At 66.8% G+C, this 23,921-nt stretch carries 22 protein-coding genes; 8 read left to right on the top strand and 14 right to left on the bottom strand.

All coding sequences use genetic code 11. From position 1 onward, the window contains the following. The first annotated feature begins 3 nt into the window (after positions 1–3). The 3 genes from C7I55_RS16705 to C7I55_RS16695 are packed head-to-tail and all read left to right on the top strand — an operon-like array spanning position 4 to position 4,285. The gene (locus tag C7I55_RS16705; protein ID WP_233222257.1) at positions 4–1,665 is read left to right on the top strand and encodes an MFS transporter; all 1,662 of its coding nucleotides are present in this window, start codon (positions 4–6) and stop codon (positions 1,663–1,665) included. Next, positions 1,662–2,891, top strand: a complete 1,230-nt coding sequence (locus tag C7I55_RS16700) for an efflux RND transporter periplasmic adaptor subunit (protein ID WP_106514147.1) — start codon at positions 1,662–1,664, stop codon at positions 2,889–2,891. The genes C7I55_RS16705 and C7I55_RS16700 overlap by 4 nt, the downstream gene beginning before the upstream one ends. Continuing rightward, positions 2,888–4,285 (top strand): efflux transporter outer membrane subunit, encoded by a 1,398-nt coding sequence (locus C7I55_RS16695; RefSeq protein WP_106514146.1) that lies wholly within the window; start codon positions 2,888–2,890, stop codon positions 4,283–4,285. The genes C7I55_RS16700 and C7I55_RS16695 overlap by 4 nt, the downstream gene beginning before the upstream one ends. On the opposite strand, the gene speD is transcribed toward C7I55_RS16695, so the two are convergent. Genes speD through C7I55_RS16660 form a run of 8 tightly spaced genes read right to left on the bottom strand, consistent with a single transcriptional unit; the run spans position 4,222 to position 11,149 of the window. Beyond that, complete coding sequence (gene speD / locus C7I55_RS16690; RefSeq protein ID WP_106514145.1) at positions 4,222–4,638, bottom strand: adenosylmethionine decarboxylase; 417 nt, start codon at positions 4,636–4,638, stop codon at positions 4,222–4,224. The genes C7I55_RS16695 and speD overlap by 64 nt on opposite strands. Continuing rightward, complete coding sequence (locus C7I55_RS16685) at positions 4,635–6,245, bottom strand: FAD-dependent oxidoreductase (RefSeq protein WP_106514144.1); 1,611 nt, start codon at positions 6,243–6,245, stop codon at positions 4,635–4,637. The genes speD and C7I55_RS16685 overlap by 4 nt, the downstream gene beginning before the upstream one ends. Continuing rightward, positions 6,235–7,767, bottom strand: a complete 1,533-nt coding sequence (locus tag C7I55_RS16680) for a polyamine aminopropyltransferase (RefSeq protein WP_106514143.1) — start codon at positions 7,765–7,767, stop codon at positions 6,235–6,237. The genes C7I55_RS16685 and C7I55_RS16680 overlap by 11 nt, the downstream gene beginning before the upstream one ends. Further along, on the bottom strand, positions 7,760–7,972 hold the full coding sequence (locus C7I55_RS16675) for a DUF350 domain-containing protein (RefSeq protein ID WP_106514142.1): 213 nt from the start codon (positions 7,970–7,972) through the stop codon (positions 7,760–7,762). The genes C7I55_RS16680 and C7I55_RS16675 overlap by 8 nt, the downstream gene beginning before the upstream one ends. Positions 7,973–7,982: 10 nt before the next feature. Beyond that, on the bottom strand, positions 7,983–8,129 hold the full coding sequence (locus C7I55_RS28540; RefSeq protein WP_199192856.1) for a hypothetical protein: 147 nt from the start codon (positions 8,127–8,129) through the stop codon (positions 7,983–7,985). Continuing rightward, positions 8,129–9,478, bottom strand: a complete 1,350-nt coding sequence (locus C7I55_RS16670; protein WP_158266459.1) for a DUF4178 domain-containing protein — start codon at positions 9,476–9,478, stop codon at positions 8,129–8,131. The genes C7I55_RS28540 and C7I55_RS16670 overlap by 1 nt, the downstream gene beginning before the upstream one ends. Further along, entirely contained in the window at positions 9,468–10,139 is a 672-nt protein-coding gene (locus C7I55_RS16665) for a DUF4178 domain-containing protein (RefSeq protein ID WP_106514140.1), read from the bottom strand. Before C7I55_RS16665 ends, C7I55_RS16670 begins: the two co-directional genes overlap by 11 nt. A gap of 11 nt (positions 10,140–10,150) precedes the next feature. Continuing rightward, positions 10,151–11,149, bottom strand: coding sequence for an SPFH domain-containing protein (locus C7I55_RS16660; protein WP_106514139.1), 999 nt, complete (start codon positions 11,147–11,149; stop codon positions 10,151–10,153). Positions 11,150–11,255: 106 nt separating this feature from the next. Here C7I55_RS16660 and C7I55_RS16655 point away from each other — a divergent pair, with 106 nt between their 5' ends. After that, positions 11,256–11,561: a YciI family protein gene (locus C7I55_RS16655; protein ID WP_199192855.1), complete on the top strand. Its 306-nt coding sequence runs from the start codon at positions 11,256–11,258 to the stop codon at positions 11,559–11,561. A 7-nt stretch (positions 11,562–11,568) separates the two neighbouring features. Here the strand turns inward: C7I55_RS16655 and C7I55_RS29270 are convergent, their stop codons facing one another. The 4 genes from C7I55_RS29270 to C7I55_RS16635 form a co-directional block, all read right to left on the bottom strand. Then, on the bottom strand, positions 11,569–11,802 hold the full coding sequence (locus C7I55_RS29270; protein ID WP_158266458.1) for a serpin family protein: 234 nt from the start codon (positions 11,800–11,802) through the stop codon (positions 11,569–11,571). Then, on the bottom strand, positions 11,799–12,875 hold the full coding sequence (locus C7I55_RS16645; RefSeq protein ID WP_106514136.1) for a serpin family protein: 1,077 nt from the start codon (positions 12,873–12,875) through the stop codon (positions 11,799–11,801). The genes C7I55_RS29270 and C7I55_RS16645 overlap by 4 nt, the downstream gene beginning before the upstream one ends. A 71-nt stretch (positions 12,876–12,946) precedes the next feature. Continuing rightward, on the bottom strand, positions 12,947–14,251 hold the full coding sequence (locus C7I55_RS16640) for a Coenzyme F420 hydrogenase/dehydrogenase, beta subunit C-terminal domain (RefSeq protein ID WP_233222256.1): 1,305 nt from the start codon (positions 14,249–14,251) through the stop codon (positions 12,947–12,949). Between the two features lie 94 nt (positions 14,252–14,345). Beyond that, the gene (locus C7I55_RS16635; RefSeq protein ID WP_106514134.1) at positions 14,346–15,431 is read right to left on the bottom strand and encodes a polysaccharide pyruvyl transferase family protein; all 1,086 of its coding nucleotides are present in this window, start codon (positions 15,429–15,431) and stop codon (positions 14,346–14,348) included. A gap of 145 nt (positions 15,432–15,576) precedes the next feature. Here C7I55_RS16635 and C7I55_RS16630 point away from each other — a divergent pair, with 145 nt between their 5' ends. From C7I55_RS16630 to C7I55_RS16620, 3 genes are all read left to right on the top strand, one after another. Next, positions 15,577–18,918 carry a PAS domain-containing protein gene (locus C7I55_RS16630; RefSeq protein ID WP_106514133.1) on the top strand — a complete coding sequence of 1,114 codons (3,342 nt, stop codon included), beginning with the start codon at positions 15,577–15,579 and terminating at the stop codon, positions 18,916–18,918. 315 nt (positions 18,919–19,233) lie between these two features. Continuing rightward, entirely contained in the window at positions 19,234–19,488 is a 255-nt protein-coding gene (locus C7I55_RS16625) for a hypothetical protein (RefSeq protein ID WP_106514132.1), read from the top strand. 206 nt (positions 19,489–19,694) lie between these two features. Then, a complete protein-coding gene (locus C7I55_RS16620; RefSeq protein WP_106514131.1) occupies positions 19,695–20,729 on the top strand; it encodes an alpha/beta hydrolase in 1,035 nt (344 codons plus the stop codon). Here C7I55_RS16620 and C7I55_RS16615 read toward each other — a convergent pair. Together C7I55_RS16615 and C7I55_RS16610 are read right to left on the bottom strand one after the other, a co-directional pair. After that, positions 20,650–21,690: a DUF2332 domain-containing protein gene (locus tag C7I55_RS16615; protein WP_106514130.1), complete on the bottom strand. Its 1,041-nt coding sequence runs from the start codon at positions 21,688–21,690 to the stop codon at positions 20,650–20,652. The two genes, C7I55_RS16620 and C7I55_RS16615, sit on opposite strands and share 80 nt — an antisense overlap. Positions 21,691–21,877: 187 nt before the next feature. Continuing rightward, the gene (locus C7I55_RS16610) at positions 21,878–23,584 is read right to left on the bottom strand and encodes a methyl-accepting chemotaxis protein (protein WP_233222255.1); all 1,707 of its coding nucleotides are present in this window, start codon (positions 23,582–23,584) and stop codon (positions 21,878–21,880) included. Here C7I55_RS16610 and C7I55_RS28535 point away from each other — a divergent pair. Next, complete coding sequence (locus C7I55_RS28535) at positions 23,583–23,762, top strand: hypothetical protein (protein WP_199192883.1); 180 nt, start codon at positions 23,583–23,585, stop codon at positions 23,760–23,762. The genes C7I55_RS16610 and C7I55_RS28535 overlap by 2 nt on opposite strands. Positions 23,763–23,921: the final 159 nt, after the last annotated feature.

The raw sequence follows: 23,921 nt of genomic DNA, 5'->3' as shown, positions 1-23,921 counted from the left end.
GCGTTGGCCGCTTCGGCAGACTATCAGTTCAAGCCGCACGAGCGGCCGCTCATGCCGGGATCGCCGGCGACGCCGGATCACCCGATGCCCCGGCGCATCGGCTATATCGCGATCGGCATCCTGATCGCGCTGACCAGCGGCTTCAGCAACGGCCTGCTGCTCGCAAACCTGCCGCAGATCCAGGGCTCGCTCGGCCTTACCCCCGTCGAGGGCGGCTGGCTTACCGCGGCCTATTCCATGACCAATGTCTGCACGAGCTTCGTGTTGATCAAGTTCCGGCAGCAATTGGGGCTGCAGCGGATCACCCGCGTGTTCCTGCTCGGCTTCGTCGCACTGAACGGGCTGCAATTGCTGGTCCACAGTTACGGCACCGAGCTTGCGGTGCGCGCGGCGAGCGGGGTCCTCGCCAGCGGCTTCACCCCGCTCGGCTTCTTCTACATCATGCAGGGCATGTCGGCGAAGGCGCGCATGTCCGGCATGATCATCGGCATCGGGCTGACCCAGGTTGCACTGCCGCTCGCCCGGGTAATCTCGCCCTTGCTGCTCGCCGACGGCGACATCCAGACTCTCTACGTCTTCGAGTTCGGCCTCAGCCTCGTCTGCCTCGGGTGCGTCGCCTTGCTGCGGCTCCCGCCCAGCGAGCGGATGGAGGTGTTCGAGAAGCTGGATCTGGTCACGTTCCTGCTGTTCGCGCCCGGCGTGATGCTGCTCATCGCGGTGCTGGTTCAGGGCCGCATCGTCTGGTGGTCGACGCCGTGGCTTGGCTACGCGATCGCCGGCGCCATCCTGCTGATCGGCGCCGCCATGCTGATCGAGCATAATCGCGCCAATCCGATGCTCAACACACGCTGGATTGCAAGCCGCGACGTGCTTCGGTTCGCGATGATCGCAGCCTCGATGCGCATCCTGCTCGGCGAGCAGAATTACGGATCGATCGGATTGCTCACCGCCGTCGGCATGGGCCAGGATCAACTCGTCACATTCTACCTGGTGGTGACGGCCGCAACCATCGCCGGCCTCGTCATCGGGGTCGCGACGATGAATCCCCTCGATCTGCTGCGCCAGATCGTGATCTCGATCGCGCTGATCGGCATCGCCGCATGGCTCGATGCGGATGCAAGCAATCTCACGCGGCCGGCCAATCTCTACATCACCCAGGCGATGATCGCCTTCGCCGCGATCTTCTTTCTCGGGCCGACGATGATGGGCGGCGTGCTGCGCGCGCTCGCCAAGGGACCGAGCCACATGGTAAGCTATTCCGCGGTCTTCTCGCTCGCGCAGACGATCGGCGGTCTCGGCGGCACCGCCCTGCTCGGCACCTTTCAGATCGTCCGGGAGAAATTTCACAGCCATGAACTGGTGCAGTCGATCGTGATGAGCGATCCGCAGGTGGCGACCCGCCTCCAGCAGCTTGGCGGTGCCTATGGGAAGATCGTCACCGACCCCAGCCTGCGCCAGGCGCAGGGTGCCGGGCTGCTGGCGCAACAGGTCACGCGGGAGGCGAACATCCTCGCGTTCAACGACGTGTTCCTGCTGATCGCAATGCTTTCGGCGCTTGCCTTCCTGTGGCTCGGCGGCCGCTGGCTGGTGTTCCGAGTCCGCGGCGTCAACCCGCTCGGCCCGGAACTCGCCGCCCTTCAGAAGATGTTGGCAAGCAGACGATGACAGCCCAGAGAACAGCAGCCCCACCGCCCGTCGACTCTGCCGCATCGGCGTCGCCTCCCGGCGAAGCGCCGCCCGCAAGCCACGAACGGCTGGAGGATCCGGTCGAGACTCCGGCCGAGCCGGAAGCGCGGGCGCGTGGATGGGCGCCGCCGCGGTCCGGCATGGCAATGACCCTGCTGTTCGTTGCGTTTCTGATCGGCGGCGCCCTTATCGCCCTCTACGCCTGGGGGATCGGCCCGTTTACCAGCGCCGTGCAGACGACTGACAATGCCTATGTCCGTGGCCAAACGACGGTCATCGCGCCCCAGGTCAACGGCTATGTCGCCCAAGTTCTGGTACAGGATTTCCAGCAGGTGGAGGCCGGCCAGCCCCTGCTACGCGTCGACGATCGCATCTACCGACAGCGGGTTCAGCAGGCGCAGGCGAACCTTGCCGCCCAGATCGCCAGCCTCAACAATTCGCAGCAGAGCGAGCGATCGAGCCAGGCCTCGGTGGCCGGCCAGGAGGCCGCGATCGCCAATGCGCGCGCGCAGCTTCAGCGGGCGCAGGCCGACATGCGTCGAGTCGTCGATCTCGTCGCCCAGGGATCGGTGTCCTTGCGCGAGCGTGACCAGACGCTCGCCGCGCTCCGGCAGGCCGAAGCCGGAGTACGCCAGGCGCAGGCGCAGCGCACGATCGCGCAGGAACAGGTGCGCACCGTCGAGGTCGGCCGCGGCGGCCTCGAGGCAGGAGTCGAGAATGCCCGCGCGGCCCTGCGTCTCGCCGAAATCGATCTCGCCAACACGATCATCCGCGCTCCACAGGCCGGTCAGGTGAGCGAGCTTGGCGTTCGCTTGGGCCAATATGTCACCGCTGGCACCCAATTGATGTTTCTCGTGCCGAGAAACGTCTGGGTCGTCGCCAACTTCAAGGAAGCGCAGACCGCCAAGATCGGCCCTGATCAACGCGCCGTGTTCAGCGTCGACGCGCTCGGCGGCGCCGAACTGACCGGCCGCGTCCAGCAGCTCGCGCCGGCGGCGGGCAGCGAATTCTCGGTGATCCGTCCGGACAATGCGAGCGGCAATTTCGTCAAGGTCGCCCAGCGGATCGCGGTTCGCATCGGCATCGATCCGGGCCAGCCGCTCGCCCAGAGGCTGCGGCCAGGCATGTCGGTCGAAGCCTGGATCGACACGGATGCCGCGCCGGCGCCGGCACCCGCCGAGGCGGCGCCGGGAGCACGGCGGTGAGGCACGCCGTTGCGGTCGCACTCGGCCTGATCCTCGCCGGTTGTGCCGGGCGGACGCCGGCACCGGTTCCGCCCGAAGCTGCGGTGCGCGCGCCCTCGGGCTGGCGGACCCATGCCGGACCCACCGCGCCGATCGAGCGGCAATGGTGGCAGCGTTTCGGCGACCCGGTGCTCGCCGCCCTGGTCGAGCAGGCACTGGTCAACAATCCCGATGTCGGACTCGCGGCGGCGCGCGTGCGGGAAGCGCGCGCGCAGGAACGGCTCGCACGATCGCAGCTCGCGCCCAGCCTCGATCTCGGCGTCGGCGCAACCTACGGCCGCACTGTCAGCGCGCTCGGCCAGCCGACGACCAGCGCGTCGGTACAGCCGATATTCCAGACTGCCTATGAGGTCGATCTGTTCGGCCGGATCGACCAGCAGGTGGCGGCGGCGCGGGCCGGCACCGCAGCTGCCGAAGCCGGACGCGAGACCGCCGCCCTGTCGATCGCCGCGGCAACGGCAAGCGGCTACATCACCTTGCGCGGTCTCGACGCCCGGCTCGGCATCGTGCGGGAGACGCTCACCTCGCGTGCCGAGGCGTTGCGCATCGCCCGCAACCGCGCCGAGGTCGGCTATACGTCCGAGCTCGAGCTCCGCCAGGCCGAGGCGGAATATGAAGCGACCGCGCAGATCGTCCCCCAGGTCGAGCTTGCGGTCAGCCGCCAGGAGAATGCGCTCAGCCAGCTGATCGGCGGCTCCCCGCGTACGATCGAGCGCGGCGTCGCCCTTGCCGCCCTGCGCGCGCCTCCGGTTCCGGACGGGTTGCCCGCGGACCTGCTCCGCCGCCGGCCCGATATCGCCCAGGCCGAATTCACCCTCGCCGCCTCCGATGCGACGCTCGCCGCCGCCCGCGCCCAATTCCTGCCGCAGATCCGGCTGACCGGCTCGGCCGGCGAGGTGCTCTCCTCCGCGCTCGGCAACCCGATCTCCCTGTGGTCGATCGGCGGATCGATCCTCGCGCCGATCTTCAACGGCGGCCGCATCCAGGCTCAGGTTGACACCGCAGCGGCGCGGCGGGATCAGGCCGCCTTCGCCTACCGGCGGACGGCCTTGGTCGCCTTCCGCGAAGTCGAGGACAATCTGGCGGCCGTGCGCCGGCTCGCCGAGCAGCGCGCCCGGCTCGAGGCGCAACGCGCCGCCGTCGCCGAGGCGCTGCGCCACGCCACCAACCGCTACCAGGCAGGCTATTCCCCCTATCTCGAGCAGCTCGATGCGCAGCGGGCGCTGCTCAACGTCGAGCTCAGCCTCGTGCAGATCGGGGCCGACCAGCTCAATGCGCTGGTTGCGCTCTATCAGGCCATGGGTGGCGGGTGGACCGGCGTTCCGGCCGCCGCGACGGCGGAATCCGCGCAATAGCCGCGACGCAGGTCGCGGGTCTCGATCGCGGCGGCGCCCAGAGCCGCCGCGATCACGCCGAGCGCCTTGCCCGGATCGTTGCGGCGCCCGCACATGAAGATGTCGACGGCCGCATAGCCATGTTCGGGCCAGCTGTGGATCGAGATGTGCGATTCCGCAAGCAGGGCGACGCCGGTAATCCCCTGCCCCGGCCCGAAGCTGTGCAACCGCACGTCGAGAAGGTGGGCGCCGGCTGCGGCCGCCCCGCCGACCAGTGCGGCCCTGACGAGATCGAGATCGTCGAGCCCCGAGCAGCCGTGAAGATCGGCGATGAGGTGACGGCCTTCATAAGGCTCGGCGGACGGGACGGTCATAGCAGGCTTTCGAACGGATGACGCAGGTGCCGCATCGCCGCCTCGGCGGCGCGCGTACCATGATAATGCGCCTCCTCGAACAGAGAGAGGCCGCTGAGATCGGAATGGGCAAGGAAGACGGGCGGCCGGGTCTCCGCCGCCCGTTGCGCGGCGCCCCAGATGAAGCCGGGCGTCGGCCGCACCATCGCGTGCCCCCAGCGCCAGACGTCAATCGATCGAATCGCCCCTTCCAGATCGGGGTTCATCAGCAGCAGATCGTCCTCGACGATGCTTTGCCAATCCTCGATCGGACGTTCGAGCAGCTGGCGGCGCCCTGAAGCGGGCTCGACCGCCGAAAGCGGCATGTACCAGGACAGCACGGTGCCGGCGGTGCGGGCGTCCGGCCCCTGGTGGGTGGCGACGACATAGCCGAGCGACTCGCTGGTGGCGGAGACATTGTCCCAGGCGAGCTGCGCCCCCTTCCCCGTCGGCAGCCGGTCGACCGTGATATTGGCGACGAGCCAGGGGGCGTAGGTGAACGCCTTGTCGGCGCGGACCTCGCCCGGTGCGACGCGGGCGGCGACGAAGTGAGGCATTGCGAGTATCGCGGCGGTCGCGGTGGTGCGGACCGTCTCTTCGCGGGCGACATCGAAGCTGTCGATCCACATGCGATCGCCGTCCCGCGCGACAGCGTGGACGATCCGACCGCGGCGGATACGGCCCGGGACGCGCGCCGCCATCGCCCGCGCGAGCCGCGCATTGCCCTCGGGCCAGGTCAGCACCTTGTCGCCGGCACCGTCGGCCGCCCAGCCCCGTCGGCCGGCGAAATAATGGATCCCGGCCCACGCCGACACATGGTCGGGCTCGGTGCCGTAATCGTCGCGCATCGCGTAGCGCAGGTGCGCACGCAGCACCGGCGAATGCCACTCTCTATCGTCGAGCCAGCGACCGAAGGAGATCGTGTCGAGCACCAGCAGATCCGGATCGCGCGAACTGTAGGCGGCGGGGATGGTGAAGGCCGGACGGCCGTCGCGGCCGCGATGCGCCGCAAACGCGGTGACGGCCGCGTCGAACGCCGCGAGGTCGGCGCGATCCTGCGCACCGATCCCGTTCCGCGGGATCAGCCCCTCGTGCCAGCGCCCCTGATGGAACAGACGCTCTTCGAGGTCGGCGCAGATCTGATAGGGATCGTAGACCGGCAGCCCGCCCTTCTCGCCGACGATGATCCCGAGGCGGGTAAGCAGATGGCGCAGCGCTCTTGCGTCCTGATTGGCCACCGGCAAATAATGGGCGCCGAGCGGGTAAGCCGAGACGGCATTGCGCCCGGCGCGGGCATTGCCGCCGGTCTCGTCCTCCAGCTCGAACAAGGTGAAGCCGTCGAACCCGGCCTCGGCGAGGGTCCATGCGGCAGAAAGGCCGGCGACACCGCCTCCGGCGATCACGACGCCGGTCTCTTCGAAGCGGGTCGGGGCCGGGAACCCGCCTTTGGCGAGCCGGTGGCCGCGGGCCAGATCGGCACCGGCGAGCGTGCCGGGCGGCTTGCGGCGGCGCAGGGCTGCCCAGCCTCCGCCGGCAAGCACGGCGGCGCCCGCTGCGCCGCCGACCAGCGCCCGGCGGCTAAGCTTCATAGCGGCTCCACTCTTCGTCGAAGAGGCGGACAAGGGCCTGGTTGTCGAGCCGGTTCACCGGCGCCGGCCGACGCGCCATGTCCGGCGGAAAATCGAACATTCGGTTCGCAGTCGCCTGATCGAGGAAGCGGCCGGTGAGAACTGGCGCCGAGGGCGCGATCGGGCCGTTGGCTGCGAGGATGAATCCCCATTCGCCGAAGCTCGGCACATAGGCATGATAGGGCCGGATCTGCAGGCCGGCCGCCTCGAGCGTGGTCGCCACCGTCCAGAACGCCCGCGGCGCGACCAAAGGCGAGGTGCTCTGGACCGCCGCGATCCCGCCCGGCGCGATCAGCCGCTTGAGCTCACGATAGAAACTTTCGGTGTAGAGCTTGCCGACCGAGAAATCGACCGGATCGGGAAAGTCGACGATGACGGCGTCATAGCGCGTCCTGGCCTCGCGCGCCCAGCGGAAACCGTCTGCATTGATCACCCGCATTCGGGGATCGGTCAGCGCGCCGCGGTTGAGCGCCGTCAGCATCGCGGTTTGAGAGAACAGCCTGGTCACGTCCGGATCGAGATCGACCAGGGTCAGGCTCTGCACGCCGGGGTGACGCAGTACCTCGCGCGCGGCAAGGCCGTCGCCACCGCCGAGGATCAGCACGCTGCGGGGATTGGCGACGCGGGCGAGCGCCGGCTGCACCAGCGCCTCGTGATAGCGATATTCGTCGCGCGACGAGAATTGGAGATTGCCGTTCAGATACAGCCGCAGATCGTCACCGCGGCGGGTGATGACGATGCGCTGGAAGCGGCTCGAAACCGCATAGACGACCGGCTCCTGATAGCTCGCGACCTCGGCCCAGCGCTGCAGCCTCTCGGAGGCGATGAAGCCGGCGCCAAGCAAGGCGAGGACGAAGATCGCGGCCAGTTTCTCGAGCCGGAAGCGGCCGGCGTCGCGCATCACGAACAGCAAGGCCAGCGCCACGGCGGCATTGGCGATCCCGAACAGGAACCCGGTCCGGACCATGCCGAGATAGGGCATCAGGACGAGCGGAAACAGAAGCGAGGCGGCGAGCGCGCCGACATAATCGAAGGTGAGGACGCTCGACACGACTTCGCGGAACTCGACATCGCGCAGGATCCGCATCAACAGCGGGATCTCGAGCCCGACGAAGAAACCGATCGCGAGGACGAGCGCATAGAGCGCCACCCGGAAGTGATCGATCACCGGGAACAGCAGGAACAGCCCCGCCGCCGAGCAGCCGCCGATCAGAGCGATCAGCAGCTCGACCCTGACGAACAGGCGCAATTCGTTCTGCCGGACGTAGCGCGAGCACCAGCTGCCGATGCCCATCGCGAACAGATAGGCGCCGATGACGGTGGAAAATTGGGTGACGCTGTCGCCGAGAAGGTAGGAGGCAAGCGTGCTGGCAAGCAGTTCGTAGATCAGGCCGCAGGTCGCGACCACGAAGGCCGAGGCGAGCAGGGCCACGGCGGGAGCCGAGGCGCTGCTTGTGCTCCTCGGCCGGCCGGCATCAGCCATGGATTGCGGCGGCGACGATGATCGCGAGGCCGAGTGCAACGAGGCCGGCGAAGATTGCGACCGCATTGTTCTGCCTCTCGTTGATCTGCTCCCACAATTTCCCCGGGGTCAGCAGATCGAGGATGATGAAGCCGACGACGAAGACGACGATTCCGATTCCGGCGTAAAGCAGGGTGTTCAAGAGCACCGGCAGGGAGGTGACCATGTTCGTCTCCTTATTTGTGGGTGGGGCCGTAGGCGCCGACACGCGGCCCGACCCGGCCGCCGTCGGCGAACGGGGACCAGGCGTAGAAACCGGAGGCAACGAAGATGCCCGAAATCGCGAGGCACCAGAGGGCGTAGGCAAAGAAGCGGCTGCTCATCAATCGTCGTCCGAGCTGGTGAAAAGTCTTGCCATACCGGTACGCCCGACGTCGCTCTCATCCTGCCGGGCCTGCTCGAACTTCACGTGACGGTGCAGGAAGAACAGCAATGGCAGGAACAGGAGAATGAGCGCGATGAGGGCGTTCGAGCCGAAGAAGCTGCCGGAGCTTACGCGCACCGAGATCTCGCGTTGGTCTGGGGTGAGCGCCGAGACGAACCCGGTATTTGCCGACAGCCCGCTGTTCCAGCGCTGCGCCGAATAGTCGACGACGAGGTCATAGGTGCCGGCGGGCACGGCCGCGAGCTTGACCTCGGCGCTGCGGCTGCCTTCGCTCCAATCGCCATCGGAATCGCGCCCGGAGTAGCGCTCGGCGAGACCATAGGCTTCGTAGGAGGCCTGGGTCTTGCGGTCGACCAGCGCATAATCGAGGTCGACCCAGGCATTGTCGAGCTGCGGCACGTGCGCGTTGATGGCAATCGCCTGGTAAGGACGGGTGGCGGTGATCGGGCCAAGCGTGGCGGTTCGGCTGGTGCCGTCGAGCGCGTAGGGAAGATTGCCGCGCAAGAGCGTCGATCCGCTGCCCATCACGACCAGCAGCAGAAACACGAAAAGCGCGGTACCGACGCCGGTCCAGACCAGCTTCTTCATGTCGCCCGCATAAGGCGAAGGCTGGTGCGGGAGCGGCGGCCACGGCTTGCGCGGCGGCCGTACCCCGAACGCGCCGCGTATCTCTCTGGGCGACAGAAGCTCGGATACCGTCCAGCTCACCTCCTGCGCGTTCTGCTCGCGCGACAGCATGAAGCCGGGACGCACCCAGTCGTCGGTGACGACTTCCTCGCCGACGCGCACCCGCCAGTAGAATTCGCCGAGCACGTAATCGACCTGCGCCCGCCCCCCGCGGAAGAACGGCGCGTAGCCGTGGCCATCGAGCACGAGCGAGCCGTGGCCGGCGCCCGGCGTGCGGGTCAGCATTTCGCCGAAGCTCCAACCGCGGCCGTTTGTGATCAGCCAGCGATAGCCGTGATAGGGGTTGAACAGCAGATATTCGGACCAGGGATAGGCACCGCCCTCGGATCGCTCGACATAGCCGATCGCTTCCCATTCGACGCCCTTCAGCCGGCCGCGGGTGCCGAGGGGAATCTCGAGTTCGGCGGCCTGCCGGTGATATTCGGTGATCAGGCGGACATCGTCGTTGGCAACATCGAGAATGCTGCCGCAATAAACACAGGCGATGCTGACCGTATAGCCGGCCGCCTTCAGGCTGAGCGTGCCGCCGCAGGACGGACAGGACAGGGCCTTGGCCGCGGGCACCTCCGCCGCGGCCGAGATGATGGCTTCACTGGCCATAGGTCGGAACCTGCCAGCCTTCGATCCGGCGCAGCCCGGTCGGCGCCAGCTCGGCCAGGCTGACGTAGCGGCCGACATAGAGATCCGCCTGCTCGCCATCGCGCTGCAGGCTGGCGACGCTGCCGTCGGTACCGCGCAGGTCGACGCTGTAGATCGTCCAGTTGGCCGGCGCCGTGTACGGAAGCTCGCCCTCTGCGGCGATGCAGGTGGCGTCGCGGGCGTCGACGATGGTGAGCGGCCGTCCGTCCAGTTCGCCAGAGGTGCCCGCGGGCAGCCTTTCCCCGGCGGCGAGACGGCGGATCATCTGTGTCTGCACCCTGTCGAGCGGCCATTCCCGCAGCAGCAAATATTGGCCCATCGCCTCCCCGAGCCACGCATTGGAGCCGTCGCCGAACAGCAAGAGCCACTCGTTCCAGCTGCCGTCGGTCCAGCCCCAGCGCACGCGGCCGATCACCTCGAACGGCCGATCCTCGAAGCGCCCGCGCGTGCCGATCATGATCGGGCTGACGTCGAACGGGAGCACCGCCGCCTTGCCGAGCGCGTTCAGCGCGTCGCCCCTTCGCACGATCATCGACCGGCAATGATCGCAGATGCGAACCGGCAGCGCCGGCGAACGGAACGACACGTCCGCGCCGCAATTGGGACAGGCGAAAGTCTGCATGCGGGGCCGCCTTAGCGGATGCGCCCCATCAGCTCGGCTTTCTTGGTGTCGAACTCTTCCTGGCTGATGGCACCGATGGTGAGCAATTTGTGCAGCCGCTCGATCAGCGCGAACGGATCCTCGCCCTGGTGACCGCCGCCGGTCTGCGGCGCGGCGGCGCCGCCAAGCCCGCTTGCCATCGCCTGACCGATGGCCACCCCGGCGGCGGCACCGGCGCCGAGGCCCGCAATCCCGCCGGGCTGGGCCGCCGCGGTGCCGATCGCCTCGGCGGTCTGGAACTTGGCGTATCGATCGAGATCGCCGAGCACCCGCATCGAGCTGCCCTTGTCGAGATGCTTCTGCACCTCCTCGGGAAGCGACAGGCTCTCGACGAAGAAGCTGTGCACGCCGAGACCCCATTGCGCGAAGACCGGCGCCACTGCGGTCTTGATCGCTTCCGAGAGCTTGGTCTGATTGGCGGCAAGATCGAGGAACGCGATCTCGCCGCCGCCGAGCCCGGTGGCGATCGCGGTGGCAACGGCGGCGCGAAGCTGAGGCTCGACATCCTCGACGCGCAGCCGCTCGAGCGTGCCCATCAGCCGCACCGCGAACGCACTGACGTCCTCGATCCGGAAGGAATAGGTGCCGAAGGCGCGGATTCGAAGCGGCCCGAACTCCTTGTCGCGCACCGTGACCGGCTGCGAGGTGCCCCACTTCTGGTTGATCTGTTCTTTCTGCGAGAAGAAATAGACATCGGACTTGAACGGCGACCGGAAGGCCTTGTCCCAATTCATGAGGGCGGTGAGCACCGGCAGGTTGGCGGTGTCGAGCGTGTGAAGGCCGGGCCCGAAGATGTCGGCGACCTGGCCCTCATTGACGAAGGCCGCAACCTGCCCTTCCCGCACCGTCAGCTGCGCGCCGTTCTGGATCTCCCGGTCCTGCATCGGATAGCGGATGCCGAGATCGCCGGGCTGCTCGACCCAATCGATGACGTCGACGAATTGCTTCGAAAGGAAATCGAACATGCCCATCGGAATATCCCCACGTGGTGTGCTAGCATCCTAACACGGCGCGCACCCGGATAAACCTGTTTTTTGCGCGCGGGGCGGCTCGCGCGTACAACCCGGCGGAATGAAGATGGAGACAAAGATGTACGTCGTGCTGCTGGAGGACGATCCCGCTTTCGCCGATGCGCGCGCACGGCTGATGGAGGAGCATTTGCAATTCTTGGAGCGTAATGGCGACACCATCCGTAGCGCGGGACCTCTCCGCGACGAGATCGCCGACGCGGGGGCCGGCGGTCTCTGGATCGTCGACGCACCGGATCGCGAGACCGTTCAGGCGCTGGTCGAGGCCGATCCCTTCTGGCCGACCGGTCTCCGCAAGAGCGTCTCCATCCTGAGCTGGCGTCAGGTCTTCGCGGACGGGCAGAGACGGATCTGAGACCCGCTCATACGGGTGGAGGCCCGGCGTAGCGTCCGATGAACAGGATCGCGCCGGTGCGGACATCGCGCACAAGCAGCAGGAACGGATGATCGGCGCGAAAGACCACCGGCGGTGGCGGTGGCGGCCTGCGGCTCGTCCCGGTCACGATCACTTGGACCACTGCGGTGGCGGCCGCAGCTTCGGATCCAAATTCATCGACGTCCAGAAAGGTCTGGTGGATGATGGGCCCAAGCTTCACCGGATGATCGTTGGATCGGCGCTGTTCGTGTCGACCACTTTCATGGCGGAAAAATCCGCGGCGTCGGACAAGGCCACTTTGAGCCCGAGCGATGTGAGCACCGGGTTCAGTTCTCCTTTCCATTCGATCCGGAACTTAGGGAGAGTCAAAATGGTGTCGCGCGGAGATGCCTCACCGAGTTTGACCAGACAGGCCGCCAATGTGTCCGAGCCAAGCCGCTTCTCGACATGGGGCAGCCCTGCCGGGGACGATGGTAGAAGCACCAGCATCTCGAGCTCCCCGGGCTGGAACGGGAGCGAGGCAAGCTGCGCACCTTCGCACGAGGTGGTTTGGAAGATTGCGCGCTGGCGCATCAGCGGCGCCTGACGAATCGCGCCGTCGGCCAGCGTGAACGGGCCCTCTCTCGTATCGGCCTTGCTGAACTGCGAGGCCCATTGCGCCTTGAGGTAGATGGTGTTGACCAACACGGCCTTCGTGCTTTTCGAAACCGATCCTTGCGGGATCAGGTCACGGATTCGGTCAGCAGTCTGCTGCTCGACCCACTGGTTGATCTCCGCCCTCGCAGCTTCGGCGTCGGCTTCGAAGTCGACCCGCCCGAGGCCGGCGGAATAATGGCGCTCCATCTCTTCGACATATCCAGCCGATAGCCGCAGCCCGTTTTGGATCCACAGCCGGTTCGCGACGGACAATGTGCGGCCGGGCGCATCGATTCTCATCGTCCGCAGCACTTCGCCGTTCACGGCTGCGAACGCCGCCGGCGGCAGGGGGTAATGGAGGACCTTGCGTATCTCGTCCGCGGTCGCTCCGGCAGCCCCTCGATATGCGAGGCCGATCGCGGTCGAGACGCTCGCCGGCGAGAGAAAGAGATTGCCGTCACCCGCCGCCGAAGCCTTGTAGAAATCGAGCGAAAAAGCGTTCAGCCCGGCAATCGCGGCCTGGCCCTCAGGCCCGAGAACCGCCTCAACCGGCCAGTCGCCCTTCTCGACCGCCGCGAAGGACGGATCCTGCGCCGATGCGGCTGCGCCTGCTGCAAGCAGCGCCGCGCCTATCACCATTTCGAAGCGTTTCGCCATCCCGCCCCTCCAGAGGCGAGTTAACCGGCGAAATTGTCAAGGAGCGGTAAATGGAGCCGTATCAAGACGCCTCAGCGCTCCGGTCCCGATGCAAACGTCCGCTCGATGCGGTCGATTGCCGCGCCGATCCGCCCGCGCGAATAGGTCAGGCCCTGATAGAGCGCGAGCGTCGCGCGGCCCCACCCAATGTAGAGCGACGGCCGCTCGATCTCGCGGGCGAGGAAGAATATGCGGTGGCTCCAGGCGCTGATCCGCGCGCGCATCCAGTAGATGAGCTTGCGGCGGCGGGGCAGACCCGTGGTGGCCGCAGCGACTCGCTTGCGCGGCTGGATGCCGCGGCGGCGATGCGCCAGCCGCCAGGCGAGGCCCTCGCGGCGCTGGCGAAAGCCGGCGGCCTGCGTGCCGACGATGAAGTCGGCGTCGACGGCCTTGAGTTCCAAGCGCCCAGCGACCAAGGCCTCTTCGACGATCGCCTGCAACTCGGCCGAGCGGACCACGACGACATTGGTGCCGCGCCCGTCCGACGAATAGGGTTCGACCCAGGCGTCGCCGAACGAGATGTCCGCCGTCTCGGCGACAACGTCGTCGCAGAAATTGCACGCCGAATTCTGGAAGTAGCCTGCGCCCCAATCGCCGTCGACGAGATGCCACCAATCCTGCCAGACCTGCCGTCCGTCCTTCAGCGTCAGGTGGGCGGTGTACCAATTGGCCGGACGGTCGGCATTCTTCATCCGGTATTCGACCGCCTTCACCTCGTCTCGCGGCACGTCCAATTGCCACGCAAAGCTCTCGACGAAGCGGGCACTCTTCATGTGGCCGCAATAGAGGCCGAGGGTGTAGGCGATGCGATCCTGCAGCACCGGGTCCTCGGCGCGGAGCAGGTTCACGCTCTTTATGAAGCACGGAATGCCGACCACCGCATAGCGCCCCGGCACCGCCCGGATTTCGTCCAGAACCTGCGACAGTTCGATCGGATAGTAACGCGACTTGGCTCCGGCGCGGACGTCCGCGTCGCTCCGCGAGATGCGATAGCCGAAGAAGCGTCCTTCGGAATCGGGGTCCGTGGCCGGCGCGACGTGGGCGACGCCGTCGACGAGGCCGCGACGGAGAAGCTCGGCGGCGACCCATGTCACCATCCCGCCCGAACTGCCGGCCGCGCGAAAATCGGCTTCCGCGACGGCGCCGACATAGGCCTGCTCGAAACGACCGATGCGTGCGTCGACGACCCGCGCGTCCGGGTATAGTTCGCCGGCAATCCGGTCTTCGTCCCGGGCATCGGGCGAGAAGGGGCACAGGCGCGCGAACGTGGTGCTGCGCCGTGCGTACCAGGCGTCGGGCCCGGTAGGCTTCAGCTGGCCGTAGCGGTCCCATGCCATCGTCGCGCCCGACGACGTGGCCCCCGCAACGCAGGCGCCGCAGCCGATGCAAAGGCCCGAGGATACGATGTCGCGCGGCGCGAGCGGCCGTGCGTCAGGCGAGCGCATGCGCAAGATAGGCGTCGGATTGCTGTCGCAGCCCGACGATCCGCCGGCCGATGGCGGGATCGAGCGGCGTGCCGAGCAGGTCGCCGATGCGCGGCGCGTCTTCCGGATCCATGGTGAGATGCGGCTCTGCCCCGACGGTCCGCATCAGATCGCGAACCTTGTTCGATCGGTAAGCGGACGAGACGGCGGCGAACGGGCGGTCGTGAAGCAGAGCAAAGACGCAGCCGTGGAAAAAGTTGGTGGCGACTGCGGCGGCGCGGCCGATCAGCCGCGAAAAGTCCTCGGGCCCGGCGTCGATCGCCTGTTCGTCGGCATAAGCGCTTCGGTAGCCGATGCTGACGATCCGATACCCCCTGGAATCGGCCCAGGCACGCACCGCTTCACCATACCATTGGGGGAAATTGTGGCCGTAGAGCGCCACATAGGGGCGCTCCGTTTCCTGCTCTGTTTCGGGTACGACCGGCGGGAATTGCAGGCAGGGATCGAGCACCAGATCGGGCTCGACGCCGAGCGCGTCGCGCAGCAGCGCACGCGAATTGTCGTCGCGCACCGAGATCGCCGAGAAGCGGCGCAGCTTGTCGGCCCAGGCCGCGTCCAGCCCGTCCGACGCATCGTGGTTGCCGAAGCTCGCCGCATAGGATGCGAGGCGCTTGGCCTGAATGCCGGCACCGTAGAAGATCGGCTTTCCGCCATACCAGGGGTGACGCATGTTCCAGACTTCGTCGCTGCCGACGACGACGAGATCGTAACGCTCCATCGCGTCCGGTGCGTGTAACGAGAATCGGCGGGAGCGCGGCAGCCGGTCGACCGCATCGATGATCTTTCGCGCCTTCTTCTTGTACAGCGGGAAATCGCTGCGCGCCGAGCGCTCCGGCAGAAGCGGCTGAAACGCGCAGCGCCACTCCACGCGATTGACCTGTTCGCAATGATGATCGAGCAGCACGGCATCGTGGCCCCGGGCTCGCAGACCTTCCACGAGCGCGCGCGCCTGCCAGTAGGAGCCGTAATTGATGCAGCGATGGAAGGTGAGGATGCCGATCTTGGGAACAGCGGAAAGGGGTCGATCGGCCAAGCAGAACCTCGATGAGGATGGGAGGATATGACGGCGCGCCAATGCGCCGGCCCGTCCTTGGTTCCGCCGCTGTCGAACAGCTTCCCGCAGCGGCGTTTTCGTGTCAACAGGCAGCGGCCCTGACTGGGTTGGAGACGTCCATCGGATGAAGTCGCTGCGTCAGTATCTCGTTTCGGTCGCGATGTTCCTGGCTCTGCTGGTCTGCGCTGCTGCCGCGGCGTTGCTCTACCAGACCGATCGCTTCGGCCGAGCGCAGGCGGAGCGCCAGCTGCTGGACACGACGCGAGCCTTGTCGCTCGCGGTCGACGGCGAGCTCAAGCGCTACGAAGCGACCTTGTTCGCGCTCAGCAAATCGGACAGCATCGCCAGGGACGACTGGCGCGCCTTCGACGCCCAGGCACGCGCGCTGATCGGCGACCGAAACGCGTGGATCGTCGTTGGCGATCGATCCGGGCGCCAATTTGTCAACACCCGTTTGCCGCTCGGCACGCCCCTTCCGCAGGGTGGGCCTGCGCCGGCGATCTGGTCCGGCCTGGAATATGGCCGAAGCCGGATCTGCGATCTCGTGCGCGGCCGGCTGGAGCCGAACCTGATCTGCGTCGACGTGCCGTATCTCCGGAACGGACGCGTTCTTTATCACGTCTCGGCTATGCTGCGCCCCGAGCAGCTGCGGTCGGTGATCGGTCCCCAACGTGTTGCTGCGGGCACCTACAACAGCGTGCTCGACCGGCGCGGCATCGTCATCTGGCGCAATGTCGAACCCGAGAAATATGTCGGCACGCCGGGGACCCGCAACCTGGTGGAGGCGATGCGGACCAGGTCCGAGGGCGTCCTTGAAAGCAAATCGCTCAACGGGGTGCCCACTCTCGCCGCGTTCAGCCGATCGCCGATGTCCGGCTGGACCTTCGTGGTCGGGGTTCCTCGAAGCACGATCGGCGCGGGCACGGCCCGGGCGCTCGCCTACGGATCGCTTACCGCGCTTGCGCTCCTCCTGCTCGCCGGCGCGTTCGGCATCTACGCGGCGCGGCGTATCTCCGGGGCCGTCGGCACTCTTTCCGATGCCGCGGGCCGGATCAGGAGCGGCCACGCCCCGGGTTTCCGCGCCAGCGGGATCCTGGAGATCGACGAGGTCGGCGTGGCGCTCGAAGACGCCATCGAGGCCCGCGCGCTCAGCGACGAGCGCTTCGCTTTGGCGCAGGATATCGGCGGCATCGGATCGTTCGATTGGGACGTTCCCAACGACGAGGGCCACGTCTCCGAATCCTACAAGAGCATGCACGGGCTCTCGGCCCATTCCGGTCCGCTCAAACTGGCGCAGGTCCTCGCCGTGGTCCATCCGGACGATCTGTCGGCCTACCAGCACCGGCTGGAGCTCGCCCGGCGGAGCGATGGCGCATCGACCAGCGAGTATCGCGTGGTCCATCCAGACACGTCGGTACGCTGGATCTCGGCCAAAGGACGGGCGCTTCACGACGATCGGGGCCGCTATGCACGCGCCGTCGGCATCGTCCGCGACGTCACGGCCGAGCGTGAGGCGGACCGCGCCCTGCGGGAGAGCCAGGAACGATTGGCGATCGCCACGGAGGCCGCCGAAGTCGGCGTGTGGGACCTGGATCCGGCGAGCGGGGCGCTGCTTCTGATGCCGCGCGCGCGATCGATCCTCGGCCTCGATCCGCGCGCATCCTACACAACGGAGGCGATGCTCGCGCGCGTTCATCCGGATGATCGGGAGCGGATTGCCGGGCGCCTGCGGGATGCAATGGACCCTGCGCTTCGCGACACGCGCCCCTTCGAGTTTCGAGTGCAGCATTCGAGCGGCGAATTGCGCTGGGTCCGGGCGCACGGCCGCGCTACCTTCGAAGGCAAAGCGGGCTCGGAACGGGCGGTTCGCTACACCGGCGCCAATCTCGACATCACCGACCGGGTCCGTGCCGAAGAGAATCTGGTGCGCCTTAGCGAAGTCCTGCAGGAACGGGTGGAGGAACGCACCGCGGAACGCGACCGGCTATGGGCACTTTCCCCGGATCCGTTCGTCATCTCCGACGATCGCGGGATTTGGCTCGCCGCCAGCCCGGCCTGGACCGCCCTGCTCGGCTGGCCCGAGGAAGAGCTGGTCGGCCGCACGTCGGAATGGATGGAACATCCTGATGATCGCGCCGCAACCAAGGACTTGCGTCAGCGCCTGAGCGAGGGCGGCGACGTTACGGAGTTCGTCAACCGCTTCCGCACGCGCGACGGCAGCTATCGCTGGTTGCAGTGGACGGCCGTGGCCGAACCTGGCCGGATCTACAGCATCGCCCGTGACGTCACCGCCGAGCGCGAGCGCGCGGAAGCGCTGCGCAAGGCCGAGGATGCGCTTCGGCAAAGTCAAAAGATGGAATCGATCGGCCAGATCACCGGCGGTCTCGCCCACGATTTCAACAATCTGCTGTCGCCGATCCTCGGCACCCTCGATCTCCTGCAAAAGCGCGGCCTGCCCGATCCCCGCGCGGAGCGGCTGGTCGGCGGCGCGCTGGAGGCCGCCGAACGGGCACGGATCCTGGTACAGAGGCTGCTTGCCTTCGCAAGGCGCCAGCCGTTGCAGCCGGGCGCCGTCGATGTGGCGGTGCTCGTCCATGGCCTTCGATCTTTGCTGGAAAGCACGATAGGGCCGCAGATCGCGCTCCGGATCGAGGCCGAGCACGACGTTCCCGCGGCCCTTGCCGATCCCAATCAGCTTGAGCTCGCGTTGCTCAATCTCGCAGTCAACGCCCGCGATGCGATGCCCGATGGCGGCCAGTTCGAGGTCAGGATCAGCCACGAAACGTTCACGGCGGAAAGCGGCGGCGCGGCGGGGAACGTGGTGATAAGCGTGACCGATACCGGGGCCGGCATGCCGCAATCGATCCTTGAGCGTGCGATCGAGCCGTTCTTTTCGACGAAGGGTAGCGGCCGGGGGACCGGGCTGGGCCTGTCGATGGTACACGGTCTCGTTGCCCAGTTGGGGGGAACCATGGACATCGACAGCGAGGTCGGACGCGGCACCGTGATCCGGCTGAGCCTGCCGGTCGCGCCGCTCCGCGCTGCGGAGCCTGCCGATCCCGGTACGAATGAGCGCGGAGTCGATCCCGATGCCGCGCCGGAGGGTCTTGCCCTTCTCGTCGACGACGAAGCCTTGGTCCGCTCCAACATTGCCGCCATGCTGGCGGATCTCGGTTACGCGGTCATCGAAGCGGCGTCGGCGGACGAGGCGCGGCAGATCCTGGATCATCGGTCCGGCGTGGATATCCTGATCACCGATCACCTTATGCCGATCACGACAGGTACCGAACTGGCGCGCAGCGTTGCAGACATCTTCCCCGACATGCCGATCCTGATCGTCTCCGGCTATTCGGACGTTGCGGACATCGCGCCCGATCTGCCCCGCCTTGCCAAACCCTTTCGGCAATCCGAACTGGCACGGGCCGTCGCCGTCGCGCGGCAGCGCAAGGCCCCGGGCAACGCATGACCCTGCCCCTCTCTCTGGCAACATCGACCCCTTCGGGACGCTCGGGCAACCAACCTGGCGAGCACCATTTGATAAGAACAGCGCATGGGCAGACGAGCTCTGTCCATGCCCGCGCAGAGACTTCGGCGACGGAACGCACAGGGTGATTCCGACACAAGAATCGTCTTGCCTGCACAACATGGCACCGAAATGGATGGATCCTGCGGTGAACCGAAACCTAAAAATGATGGGGCGATGGACCCAAAATCAATAAACGTCGTTGAGCTTCACTGGTGACCGCGCTACCGAGAGCCGCTCACCAAGGGGAGAAATTGAATGAAGTCGAGATACCTGTCTGCCATCGTGGCCAGCGCCCTGGTCCTGGCGCCGACCGCAACCCTCGCGCAAAGCGCGGCGCCTGCTCCCGCAGTCGAGACCGTCTCTGCCGATGAGGGCAGCAATCTGCTCGGCGGTGGCGGGATGGTCCTGGCCGGCGTTTTCTTCGCCGCGCTGCTGGCGCTCATCCTCCTCGAGGACGAAATTTTCGGTGACGACGGTCCCCTGAACCCGGGTACCCCGGTCACGCCGTAAGCCTTGGAGCCTTCGGCCTTTGGACGAAGGCGTCCACGCTGACATGGCACGGCACGGTTCGATCCCTGGATCGGATCGTGCTTTGTCGTGCCTACCCGTTTTATCGTGCCTAGCCGCTTTGTCCTGCCTGCGGATGACCCGAGCGGCGTCTCAGCCGGCATCTTCCGGCCCGCTTCGCTTCGATGCACCCATGTCTGGATCCGCCCATGTCGCTCGACATCACCGCGGCGGATGAAGAAGCGGCACGCCGCGTCAATCGAATGCTTGCGCGAGCTCCGCGGTTCAAGATCCGCAATCGCTTCGATCCCCTGCTCTACCAAAGCCTGCTTCGGGTCAGCCAAGTCGGCGCCGATTGGCGCATCCGCCGGAAAGGGATCGTTCCGAGCACGCTGAGGGTCGGTTCCGGTACCCGCCCCGTCAGCCTACGCCTGCTGCAGCCCGCGAAGCCCGTTCGAGGCGTGGTCCTGGATATCCACGGCGGCGGTTGGGCGATCGGCAATGCGATCCTTGATGATCGGCTCAACGCCGGCTTGATCGCCGCCTGCGATGTCGCGGTCGTTTCCGTCGACTATCGGCTGGCCACGAAGGCACCGCTGCGGGGCCTGCTCGACGACTGCTTCGAAGCGGCGGTCTGGCTGCTTGGCGAGAGCGAGCTGTTTGCCGGATTGCCGATCATCCTCGTCGGCGAATCAGCCGGTGCGCACTTGGCGGCGGCGACCCTGCAGCGGCTGAGGGCTTCAGGCCGTTCTCTCGATCGAATCGCCGGTGCGCTGCTTTACTACGGGGTCTACGATCTTGCCGGGACGGCAAGCGTCCGCAATGCCGGGCGCGACACCTTGATTCTCGATGGTCCCGGCATGCTGGACGCGATGCGCATGCTCACCCCGGCTATGCACGATTCCGAGCGCCGCCATCCCTCCTTGTCACCGCTCTACGGGGAGCTCGCCGGGATGCCTCCAGCCCTGCTTTTCGTCGGCGACCGCGATCCGTTGCTCGACGACACCGTGGCGATGGCGCAACGGTGGGGGGACGCCGCACCGGCAGAGGTTCACGTCGTCCCGGAATCGCCCCACGGCTTCATCCGCCTGCCGACGCCGATCGCTACGAAGGCGCTCAGGAGGGCGCATGGCTGGATCGATGAACGTCTGGAGGCGTGGAGCGTCAGCCCCGCCAGTCGATCCACTCACCATAAGGATGGCAGAGCGCCAGTACCTTGGTCTCGCCCGTCGGCCAGCAGGTGAGCGACAGCCGGACCTCGCTGCGTTGCGATGTCCATTCGAATCCGATCCATGCGAGCGGGCGATCGAGGGTCGCGCGGGCGCCGGCTCGAGCGATGCCGTCGACCACGGTGAGCCGATCTTCCTCAGTCAGATATTGGAGCACCATCGAGTGGAAGACGACGCGGCACAGACCCGCCTGCTGCGGCGAGTCCAGGCGCTCGGTGAGCCAGGACGCGGCATCTGCCCGGTCGATCTGCGGCGGAAAGCGCCGCGCCAGCGCCAGGGCATATTGCAGCCGCCGCGCGCGCTTGGGCTGGTCAGCCCAGACGAACGAGAGCAGACGCTCTCGGGTCTTCTCGTCGCCGGCATCGAGCGGCTTCAGATCCACGCCGCGCGCTGCGACGACGTCGATCGGCGCGGAAGCGGGGCGGGATCCACGCCAATCCGGCGCGATGCGAACGGGCGAATCCAGGCTCCCGGCAGACATCCCGCCGAGATCGTAGGCGTAGCGTGCGAGATTGAGATTGAGGCCGCAGCTCGAGCCGAGCTCGAACAGCTCGAACGGCAGGCCGAACTTGCGCCGCGCGACCATCAGGGCGGCACCGATCGCCGCTGCCCGCCCAACCTCGTTGGTCTGGGGCGGGTGGCCCATCCAATCCGCGATGAACGCGTCCTCGGCAGCGAGCGCAGCCCCGATCGCGCCATCATAATCGTCATGCTCCCGGCGATACAGCGCCTTCAGCGCGGGCGGCATGCCCCGTCTGGCGAGGGCGTGCAGAGCCCCGTTGAACCGCATCGCCAATGCCGCGGCCGACGGATCGCTCGGCCAATTGGCGAAGAGATCGGCGGTTCTCGGCGCCTTCCGCAACTGGCGGTCGCCAGCCTCCAGAACCGCAGCGACGAAGGGCGAGCCGAGCTCACGCGCAATCCGCGCCTGACGGCAGAGCTCGCTCTGCTCGACGATTTTCGCCATCATATTCATGTCGATGTTCCTCGCCGACAGCGCGGACACGCTCCTGCTGCGGCAATAATCACGTTGATCGCGCCATGATCCGGGTGGCGAACGATCGCTCCGGCCGTCAGGTGCGCTCCGCACGTCGAGGGCTCACAGCGAAGTTTCACCGCTGCGAGCCCTGCCGTGGCATGTCTGCCAATCGTCCGACCTGCGCTTAGCGCGCGCCCACCGATCGCAGCGTGCGGGCGGGTGCCGTGCGCGAGGCGCGTCCGGCATCGGCACCGGTGTTGAAGCGTCCCACCAGACTGGCAAGGCCGGTGGCCTCGTCGGACAGGCTGCGCGCGGCGGCGTTGCTTTCCTCGACCATCGCCGCATTCTGCTGCGTGACCTTGTCCATCTCGGTGATCGCGGTGTTGACCTGGGCGAGCGCGGAGCTCTGCTGGTCGGCCGCCATCGCGATCTGGCTGACAAGCCCGGAGACCTCGTCGACCGAACCGATGATCCGGGTGAGCGCCTTGCCGGCTTCGCCGACGAGACTGACGCCGCCTTCGACCTGCTTGGAGCTGTTCGAGATCAGAGTTCCGATTTCCTGCGCGGCATCGGCCGAGCGCTGGGCGAGTGCTCGAACCTCGTTGGCGACCACCGCGAAAGCGCGTCCCGCTTCGCCGGCATGCGCCGCTTCCACCGATGCGTTGAGCGCGAGCAGGTTGGTCTGGAAGGCGATCTTGTCGATCACTTCGATGATCTTGGTGATCTCTTGGCTGCTCTTCTCGATCTCGGCCATTGCGGCAACGGCATCGCCGACGACCTTGCTGCTCTCCTTCGCGTCCGCCTGGGTGGCACGAACCAGCTTGTTCGCTTCGCCGGCTCCGGCCGCGCTGTTCTGCACCGTGGCGGTGATCTGCGTCATCGCCGCGGCGGTCTCCTCGAGGGAGGCGGCCTGCTGCTCGGTGCGGCGCGACAGATCGTCCGACGCCTGGCTGATTTCGCCCGAGCCGCCATGGATGTTGCCGGTGGCGAGCGCGATCGAGCCCATCGTTTCGCGCAGAGCGCCGAGCGCCGCGTTGAAGTCTTCCTCCAGCTTGCGATATTCGCCGGGGAAGTTCTTCAGGGTAACAGTGAGATCGCCCGCCGACATCTTGCCGAGCGCGGCGGCGAGATCGGAGACGACCTGCTGCTGCGCAGCTTCGGACCGAACCTTTTCGGCAGTCGCCTTTTCCTGCGCAACGGCAGCGTCACGGAAGACGAGGACGGCCTTGGCCATGTCGCCCAGTTCGTCGGCGCGATCGGTGTCCGGCACGGCGATGTCGTTCTTGCCAGCGGCGAGATCAGCCATCGTTCCGGTTAGACGGGTCACCGGGCGAGCGATCATCCGGGTCAGCATCATCGCAAGCATGATCGCGATTCCGATCAGCGCGATCGCGCCGAGGACGAGGACGATCCTGGCCGTGCTGATGGCCGATTCCTGGCGCGCCGAATTCTCGTCGATCAACTTGACCTGTGCCTCGCGGATGTCGCGCAGCGGCAGCACGGCAGCGCTGGTCAGCACCGCCTTGCCGGCGGCACGCACTTCCGCCTGCGCGGACTCGCGCTGGCCGGATTTCACCGCGGCAATGAGGCGATCGCCCCATTGCTTGCGCCACGCCAGCGTTTCCTCGCGCGATTTGAGCAGAGCGTCCTTCTGGGCCGGCTCGGTGAGCAGCGCCTCGAGCTCGGTCGAGGTGCGGTCATATTCGTCCCGGCCCTCGTCATAGGATTTCAGGTAGGTCGCGTCCCCGGTCACCAGGAAGCCGCGGAACTGGCTGTTCTGACGCAGAATCGAGGTCTCGAGCGCCAATGCCTTGGCATGGATCGACTGGCTGAGATTGTTCCGATCTGTCGACGTGCTGATCATCGTGATGTTCACGAAGAACACGATCATGACGATCGCCGCCGAGGCGCAGATCATGAGGAAGGAGAGGCCAAGCTTCCTCGGGATCTTCATGGATTTAAACATCATAGCAACTTTCGATTTGGAGCCCGAACTGGAAGGTTCGGGTGCGCGCACCGCCGGGACGGCACGCGACGCCCGGTTCAACTCAGAAGGAGAAGCGAGGTGATCTTGCGACCGCCCGCTCCTGGAAACATCAGGTCCATTATAGAGCGGCGGGATCGCTCCATTTCGCGATCTGCCGAATAATCTCTCGCTCTACCGGGCCTCTTCGAATTTCGCCCCGCATCGACAATATCAATGGCGACGTATCGGGACGAGATTCGGA

It is taken from the genome of Allosphingosinicella deserti, assembly GCF_003012735.1.
Taxonomy (GTDB): domain Bacteria; phylum Pseudomonadota; class Alphaproteobacteria; order Sphingomonadales; family Sphingomonadaceae; genus Allosphingosinicella; species Allosphingosinicella deserti.
This window is presented reverse-complemented; position numbering and strand designations above follow the sequence as displayed.

Excerpts from the sequence above, each read along its gene's own strand:
- C7I55_RS16610 (WP_233222255.1), bottom strand. The coding sequence starts at position 23,584 with ATGATCGTGTTCTTCGTGAACATCACGATGATCAGCACGTCGACAGAT.
- C7I55_RS16680 (WP_106514143.1), bottom strand. The coding sequence starts at position 7,767 with ATGGCTGATGCCGGCCGGCCGAGGAGCACAAGCAGCGCCTCGGCTCCC.
- C7I55_RS16625 (WP_106514132.1), top strand. The coding sequence starts at position 19,234 with ATGAAGTCGAGATACCTGTCTGCCATCGTGGCCAGCGCCCTGGTCCTG.
- C7I55_RS16675 (WP_106514142.1), bottom strand. The coding sequence starts at position 7,972 with ATGGTCACCTCCCTGCCGGTGCTCTTGAACACCCTGCTTTACGCCGGA.
- C7I55_RS16660 (WP_106514139.1), bottom strand. The coding sequence starts at position 11,149 with ATGGGCATGTTCGATTTCCTTTCGAAGCAATTCGTCGACGTCATCGAT.
- C7I55_RS16615 (WP_106514130.1), bottom strand. The coding sequence starts at position 21,690 with ATGAATATGATGGCGAAAATCGTCGAGCAGAGCGAGCTCTGCCGTCAG.
- C7I55_RS16655 (WP_199192855.1), top strand. The coding sequence starts at position 11,256 with ATGGAGACAAAGATGTACGTCGTGCTGCTGGAGGACGATCCCGCTTTC.
- C7I55_RS28535 (WP_199192883.1), top strand. The coding sequence starts at position 23,583 with ATGACGATCGCCGCCGAGGCGCAGATCATGAGGAAGGAGAGGCCAAGC.
- speD (WP_106514145.1), bottom strand. The coding sequence starts at position 4,638 with ATGACCGTCCCGTCCGCCGAGCCTTATGAAGGCCGTCACCTCATCGCC.
- C7I55_RS16630 (WP_106514133.1), top strand. The coding sequence starts at position 15,577 with ATGAAGTCGCTGCGTCAGTATCTCGTTTCGGTCGCGATGTTCCTGGCT.
- C7I55_RS16700 (WP_106514147.1), top strand. The coding sequence starts at position 1,662 with ATGACAGCCCAGAGAACAGCAGCCCCACCGCCCGTCGACTCTGCCGCA.
- C7I55_RS16670 (WP_158266459.1), bottom strand. The coding sequence starts at position 9,478 with ATGGCCAGTGAAGCCATCATCTCGGCCGCGGCGGAGGTGCCCGCGGCC.
- C7I55_RS16640 (WP_233222256.1), bottom strand. The coding sequence starts at position 14,251 with ATGGCATGGGACCGCTACGGCCAGCTGAAGCCTACCGGGCCCGACGCC.
- C7I55_RS16665 (WP_106514140.1), bottom strand. The coding sequence starts at position 10,139 with ATGCAGACTTTCGCCTGTCCCAATTGCGGCGCGGACGTGTCGTTCCGT.
- C7I55_RS28540 (WP_199192856.1), bottom strand. The coding sequence starts at position 8,129 with ATGAGCAGCCGCTTCTTTGCCTACGCCCTCTGGTGCCTCGCGATTTCG.
- C7I55_RS16685 (WP_106514144.1), bottom strand. The coding sequence starts at position 6,245 with ATGAAGCTTAGCCGCCGGGCGCTGGTCGGCGGCGCAGCGGGCGCCGCC.
- C7I55_RS16620 (WP_106514131.1), top strand. The coding sequence starts at position 19,695 with ATGTCGCTCGACATCACCGCGGCGGATGAAGAAGCGGCACGCCGCGTC.
- C7I55_RS16645 (WP_106514136.1), bottom strand. The coding sequence starts at position 12,875 with ATGGCGAAACGCTTCGAAATGGTGATAGGCGCGGCGCTGCTTGCAGCA.